Genomic DNA, 6,484 nt, shown 5'->3' with positions numbered 1-6,484 from the left:
CTGCGTTCGGCCAGCGTGGTTTAACGGGGCCTCTTAGATCAAGATCAAAAACCAGATCAAGATCAACAGATCGCGAGGCAAGCTCGCTCCTACAGAGGGCTAAAACAACAAAGGGCCCCGAAGGGCCCTTTGTTTTGCATCGCGAAGTGTTACGCGAACGGGTGACGCAGAACGATGGTTTCGTTGCGGTCCGGACCTGTCGAGACGATGTCGATCGGCGCGCCGATCAGTGCTTCTACGCGCTTGATGTAAGCACGGGCGTTTTCTGGCAGCTCTTCCAGGGTTTTGGCACCCACGGTCGATTCAGTCCAGCCCGGTACTTCTTCGTACACAGGCTGCAGGCCTACGTAGCTGTCAGCGTCGGTTGGCGCCACTTCGTTGCCGTCTGCATCTTTGTAGCCAACGCAGATGTTGATGGTTTCCAGACCGTCGAGTACGTCCAGCTTGGTCAGGCAGATGCCCGAGATGCTGTTCACGTCGATAGCGCGACGCAGGATAACGGCGTCGAACCAGCCGCAACGACGGGCACGGCCGGTGGTTGCACCGAACTCGTGACCTTGCTTGGCCAGGTGAGCGCCGACGTCGTCGAACAACTCAGTCGGGAACGGGCCCGACCCCACGCGAGTGGTGTAAGCCTTGGTGATGCCCAGGATGTAGTCCAAGAACATCGGGCCAACGCCCGAACCGGTCGCAACGCCACCCGCGGTGGTGTTGGAGCTGGTCACGTACGGGTAGGTACCGTGGTCGATGTCCAGCAGCGAACCTTGAGCGCCTTCGAACATGATGTCTTTGCCAGCGCGACGCAGGTCGTGCAGCTCAGCGGTCACGTCCAGCATCAGCGGCTTGAGCAGCTCAGCGTATTCTTTGCACTCGGCCAGCGTCTTGTCGAAGTCGATGGCGGTGTCTTTGTAGTAACCCACCAGCATGAAGTTGTGGTAATCCACCAGTTCACGCAGTTTGGCTTCAAAACGCGGCATGTTCAGCAGATCGCCAACGCGCAGACCGCGACGTGCAACCTTGTCTTCGTATGCCGGGCCAATGCCGCGACCGGTTGTACCGATCTTCAGCTCGCCACGGGCTTTTTCACGGGCCTGGTCCAGTGCAACGTGGAACGACAGGATCAGCGGGCAGGACGGGCTGATACGCAGGCGCTCACGCACCGGTACGCCTTTCTCTTCCAGCTTGATGATTTCACGCAACAGAGCGTCTGGAGCAACCACCACACCGTTGCCGATCAGGCACTGCACGCCTTCGCGCAATACGCCCGACGGAATCAGGTGCAGAACGGTTTTTTCGCCGTCGATCACCAAGGTGTGGCCAGCGTTGTGGCCACCTTGGTAGCGCACTACAGCGGCAGCATGTTCGGTCAGCAGATCAACGATCTTGCCTTTGCCCTCATCACCCCACTGGGTGCCCAGGACTACGACATTCTTACCCATAACACTTGTCCTCATTCGCGCAAACTTGGTGCCGGCAACCGCCGGCAGGAAAACTCAAGAAGCCAGCGGCACGACGTGCCACAAGCCGTTCTGCTGAATCAATTGGCGGTCGCAGTCCGCATCACGGGCGGCGGTCTGTGGCTGGCCAGGCAATGCCTGAACCACACGCTGACCTTCACTGCGAAGCTGGCAAACCTGCTGCCAGAGTGCCGCATCTGTGCTGTCAGGCATCCAGATACCGCCAGACGGTAGCTGAACCTCAGCACGCCCCAGGGTTACCAGGGTTTTCAAATCGGTCGAAAAACCGGTCGCCGGACGGGCACGCCCAAACACAGCACCGATATCGTCATAACGACCGCCCTGGGCGATGGAATCCCCAACGCCCGGAACAAACACCGCAAACACCACACCTGTGTGGTAGTGATACCCACGCAACTCACCCAGGTCAAAATACAGCGGCAACTGCGGGAAACGCACCGACAACCGCTCGGCAATGGCCTGCAAGTCGTCCAGAGCGGCCATCACCTCAGCCGGAGCCTTGGCCAGACGCTCACGCGCAGCAACCAGCACTTCACGGCCGCCACACAAACCCACCAATGCCTGAAGCATGTCGGCCAGATCGGCCGGCAAACCTTCGGTCAAGGCTGTTACTTCGTCGATCGCCTTGCGTTGCAGAGCGTCGAACAATTGTTGTTCCACTTCAACCGACAGGTTGGCCGCACGGGCCAGCCCACGGTAAATGCCGACATGCCCCAGGTCCATGTGCACATCCGGCACATCGGCCAGTTGCAGCATGGCCAGCATCAAGCTGATGACTTCTACGTCGCTGCTCGGGCTGGCATCGCCATACAACTCGGCGCCCAACTGGATCGGGCTGCGCGAGGACGACAATGCACGCGGTTGAGCATGCAGAACGCTACCGGCGTAGCACAGACGGCTCGGGCCTTCATGACGCAAGGTATGCGCATCAATGCGCGCCACTTGCGGCGTGATGTCGGCACGAAAACCCATCTGGCGACCCGTCTTGGGGTCAATAACCTTAAAGGTCCGCAGGTCGAGATCCTGGCCAGCCCCTGTCAGCAGGGACTCCAGGTATTCGATATGCGGGGTGACGACGAACTCATAGCCCCAGCTCTGGAACAGATCCAACACCTGACGCCGCGCGACTTCAATGCGCGCAGCTTCTGGTGGAAGTACTTCTTCGATGCCATCTGGCAGAAGCCAGCGGTCTACCGTTGCCATTACGCCATTCCCCTATGATCCGGGTGGCCAGCCAGCAGGCAAGCCTTGAGTAAAGCAGAACGTGGCTGCGTCTTTAGCGCGCACAGCAAAAAAGCCTGAATGACAGGCTCAGCACATTCCTCGAAAAATCTACCGATGCTGTCACAGCCATTCGGTCAATCAAACATGCAGACGCAAAAAAGCCGGGAATTTCCCGGCTGCCGCATCATACACACGTTTTCTAAAAGGATCACCCCGCGAGGCAATTTGCCCGCCCGGCGGAGTGCGTGTACAGGATGCTTTTTTGCTGCAGGAGCGAGCTTTCAAGATCAAAAGATCGCGAGGCAAGCTCGCTCCTACAGGTTTACTGCGGCTTGGACTTGTCCAGGTAGCGGAAGAACTCGCTGCTTGGGTCCAGAACCAGTACATCGCTCTTGTTCGCAAAGCTTTCGCGGTAAGCGCGCAGGCTGCGATAGAACTTGTAGAACTCCTGGTCCTGACCGTAAGCCTTGGAGTAAATCGCAGCAGCCTGGGCATCGCCATCACCACGTGCTTCTTCGGACTGGCGATAAGCCTCGGCCAGCAGAACACGACGTTGACGGTCGGCGTCAGCACGAATGCCTTCTGCCAGTTCGTTACCCTTGGCCCGATGCTCACGTGCTTCACGCTCACGCTCGGTGCTCATACGTTCGAAAACGCTGCGGTTTACTTCTTTGGGCAAGTCAATAGCCTTGACGCGAACGTCGACCACTTCAATACCCAGCTCTTTCTCAGCCATTTTGTTCAGCGATGCGGTGATGTCAGCCATCAATGCATCACGCTCACCCGACACCACTTCGTGCAGGGTGCGCTTACCGAACTGGTCACGCAGGCCCGATTCCAGACGACGCGACAGGCGCTCGTCAGCAATCTGCTTCATGCCCGAAGTCGCGGTGTAGAAGCGCTCGGCATCTTTCACACGCCACTTGGCGAAAGCATCGACCATGACCGCTTTCTTTTCCAGCGTCAGGAAACGCTGCGTCGGCGCATCCAGCGTCATCAGGCGGGCGTCAAACTTACGCACCTGGTTAACGTAAGGGATCTTCACGTGCAGGCCTGGCTGAACATCGGCCTGAACCACACGGCCGAAGCGCAACAGCACGGCACGTTCGGTTTGCGAGACGATGTAGAAGCTGTTCCAGGCAACGATCGCCACAACAACGGCAACAATAAGGGCGACCAGCGATTTATTGCTCATCAGCGACTCTCCCTGGTACGCGGTGGTGTCGGCAGATCCGTGTTGATGTGCGTGCCAGCATCAGAACTGCTCGCCGCAGCTGCCGAACCCGTTACCGAGTTGCTGCCGCCAGTACGGCCTTCAATCATTTTGTCCAACGGCAAGTACAGCAGGTTGCTCTGGCCGTTTTTGTTGCCGGTCACGAGTACTTTGCTGGTGTTGCTGAAGACATCCTGCATGGTGTCCAGGTACAGACGGTCACGGGTCACGTCAGGATTTTTGCGGTACTCGGCCACCAGCTTGGTAAAGCGGTCAGCTTCACCCTTGGCGCGAGATACCACTTCATCGCGGTAACCGTTGGCATCTTCGATGATGCGCTGTGCCTGACCACGGGCTTCCGGCACCACGCCATTGGCGTAGCTTTCGGCCTGGTTGCGGGCACGCTGCTCGTCTTCACGGGCACGGATCACGTCGTCAAAGGCTTCTTGTACTTCACGCGGTGCAGCAGCGTTTTGTACGTTGACCTGAGTCACCGTAATACCGGTTTTGTAGGTATCGAGGAAACGCTGCAGGCGCTCCTTGATCTCTACGGCCATTTGTTCACGGCCATCGGTCAACACCTGGTCCATCGACGTGGAACCCACGACGTGACGCAAGGCACTGTCTGTGGCTTGCTGCAGGCTGACTTCCGGTTGATCAACGTTCAGCACGTAGTCGCGCAGGTTGCTGATCTTGTACTGCACGGTCAGCGGCACTTCGACGATGTTTTCGTCTTCAGTGAGCATCTGGCCCTGCTTGGTGTACGCACGCTCACGCGTTACGTTTTCCATGTACTTTTTATCGAACGGCGGCAAGTAGATGTTCAGACCCGGACCTACCGTGTCGTAGTACTTGCCCAGGCGCAGCACGACGGCTTGCTCCTGCTCGTCGACCACATAAACCGCGCTGTACAGCCAGACGGCTGCCATAACGACCAGTACCAGGCCGAGCACACCGAAGCCGGCGCTCTTACCGCCTGAGCCACCTTCGTTGCCACCGCCACCGGTACGTTTTTTTCCACCACCGAACAACCCATTCAGGCTTTCCTGCAGCTTTCGGAAGGCCTCGTCGAGATCCGGTGGTCCCTTGCGGTCGCCATTTTTAGGGCGTTTGCTACCCCAGGGATCTTGATTGTTCGAGTTGCCACCCGGCTCATTCCAAGCCATAGCGCTCTCCATCTGATAAAGCAAAGACGCGCCCACGGCGCGCCGACCAATGCTACAGAATGCCTACCACAGCGGCACGGCCGCTTTAGGAGGCTTTTATTGCAAAGTGTGTTCTTCGATGAATTCCAGCGGTTGCATCCCTTCACGGCTGACCAAGCGATTGAGCTCGGAACGCGGCAGGCGTACGTCCAACAAACTGGAGCCCTCATCGTCATGCGCTTCTTTTTGCACAACCCCCAGTTCGAAGAACTGTGCACGCAGTCGAGCAAAACGTTGCGGCAAGCGCAAGGTGCCAACGAACAAATCACTGCCCAGCAACTCGGCAATGGCCTGCTCAAGCAGCTCCAGACCTTGGTTTTCACGGGCCGACAACCAGACCCGCTGCGGTTTGCCATCGGCATCACGCTGGATCTGCGGCTCTACACCTTCAAGCAAATCGATTTTGTTGTAGACCTCAAGGATCGGCAAGTCCTGCGCGCCAATCTCGTTGAGGACGATCATCACCTGTTCGATCTGCTGCATGCGCTCGGGCTCATGCGCGTCGATCACGTGCAGCAGCAAATCCGAATTGCTCGACTCTTCGAGCGTAGACCGGAATGCTTCAACAAGCTTGTGCGGCAAGTGACGAATAAAGCCCACGGTATCGGCCAGTACGATCGGCCCCAGGTCGTCCAGGTCAACGCGGCGCAAGGTCGGGTCGAGCGTGGCGAACAACTGGTCTGCGGCAAATACGTCTGACTGAGTGACCGCGTTGAACAACGTGGACTTACCGGCGTTGGTATACCCCACCAGCGACACCGTAGGAATATCGGCGCGTTGGCGCCCTCTACGGGACTGTTCACGTTGGCTGCGGACTTTTTTCAGACGCGACTTGATCTGGCTGATGCGTATACGCAACAGACGGCGGTCGGTTTCGAGCTGGGTTTCACCCGGCCCGCGCATACCAATGCCGCCACCTTGACGCTCAAGGTGGGTCCAGCCGCGCACAAGACGCGTGCTCATGTGATCAAGCTGGGCCAGTTCGACCTGCAGCTTGCCTTCATGGGTACGGGCGCGTTGAGCGAAGATGTCGAGAATCAGCCCGGTACGGTCAAGCACGCGACACTCGAACACGCGTTCGAGGTTACGCTCCTGACTGGGCGTGAGGACGTGATTGAAAATCACAATGTCGACCTTCTCGGCCTTGACCAGGTCGCGCAACTCCTCGACCTTGCCACTGCCAATCAGGTACTTGGCCGAAGGCCGATGACGCGGCACGTTGAAAAACGCGACGGTCTCGGCGCCAGCCGATACTGCTAACTCCTGGAACTCCTGCGGATCTTCGTGCGCCTCAGGGTCCTGAACTTCCAAGTGAACGAGGATCGCCCGCTCACCACCACCGTGGCGCTCAAAGAACAAAGGAG

Annotated in this window: 5 protein-coding genes; all 5 read right to left on the bottom strand. The window is 58.2% G+C overall.

Annotation, left to right across the window (positions count from 1 at the left end; all coding sequences use genetic code 11):
* Positions 1 to 149: 149 nt before the first annotated feature.
* Entirely contained in the window at positions 150 to 1,439 is a 1,290-nt protein-coding gene (locus tag AAEZ03_RS19145; RefSeq protein ID WP_048366595.1) for an adenylosuccinate synthase, read from the bottom strand.
* Between the two features lie 54 nt (positions 1,440 to 1,493).
* Positions 1,494 to 2,681: an ATP phosphoribosyltransferase regulatory subunit gene (locus AAEZ03_RS19140; protein ID WP_048385271.1), complete on the bottom strand. Its 1,188-nt coding sequence runs from the start codon at positions 2,679 to 2,681 to the stop codon at positions 1,494 to 1,496.
* 343 nt (positions 2,682 to 3,024) lie between these two features.
* Positions 3,025 to 3,897 carry a protease modulator HflC gene (gene hflC, locus AAEZ03_RS19135; RefSeq protein WP_048366597.1) on the bottom strand — a complete coding sequence of 291 codons (873 nt, stop codon included), beginning with the start codon at positions 3,895 to 3,897 and terminating at the stop codon, positions 3,025 to 3,027.
* Positions 3,897 to 5,081, bottom strand: coding sequence for an FtsH protease activity modulator HflK (gene hflK / locus AAEZ03_RS19130; RefSeq protein ID WP_048366598.1), 1,185 nt, complete (start codon positions 5,079 to 5,081; stop codon positions 3,897 to 3,899). Before hflK ends, hflC begins: the two co-directional genes overlap by 1 nt.
* A gap of 96 nt (positions 5,082 to 5,177) precedes the next feature.
* Positions 5,178 to 6,479: a ribosome rescue GTPase HflX gene (hflX, locus tag AAEZ03_RS19125; protein WP_048366599.1), complete on the bottom strand. Its 1,302-nt coding sequence runs from the start codon at positions 6,477 to 6,479 to the stop codon at positions 5,178 to 5,180.
* Positions 6,480 to 6,484: the final 5 nt, after the last annotated feature.

Origin of the sequence: Pseudomonas sp. HY2-MNA-CIBAN-0224, from assembly GCF_040310285.1 — a bacterium.
GTDB lineage: Bacteria > Pseudomonadota > Gammaproteobacteria > Pseudomonadales > Pseudomonadaceae > Aquipseudomonas > Aquipseudomonas helleri.
Note: the sequence above shows the minus strand (reverse complement) of the source record. Positions and strands in the feature narration are given on the sequence as shown.